Annotated in this window: 1 pseudogene; it reads right to left on the reverse strand. The window is 42.2% G+C overall.

The features are described 5' to 3' along the window. Positions 1-190, reverse strand: a pseudogene (locus tag NI461_RS14155) (IS5/IS1182 family transposase); the annotation flags it as partial. Positions 191-353: the final 163 nt, after the last annotated feature.

Here is a 353-nt window from a genome sequence, read left to right on the forward strand (position 1 = left end):
AGGTTCGGTATTCCCGCCAATAGCTTAGACAGAGCAGAACCTGGTCTTCCAGGCTTAACTTGGGCGGTCTGCCTTTGGCAGGAACATGCATCTTCAACTGCTCAACCATTAAATCAAAGGTTGACCATGAGATGCCGGTGTATCGCTTGAACTGTGTTTCAGAAAGCTTCTTTGAATCGATGTATTTCATCCGCAGATTATGCACGAATGCCAAGAAATCTGGAGTGCAAATATTAACCAAAAAGAAGATCGTTTTTTGATTCTTGGATTCTCAAATGAAGTGCAACAGAGATTAAATTATTGGAAGGAAGCAAGATGAGCTAGCATTTTGCTTCCGACCGACCAAAGTCAAA

Origin of the sequence: Acinetobacter sp. S4400-12, from assembly GCF_024129495.1 — a bacterium.
GTDB lineage: Bacteria > Pseudomonadota > Gammaproteobacteria > Pseudomonadales > Moraxellaceae > Acinetobacter > Acinetobacter lwoffii_C.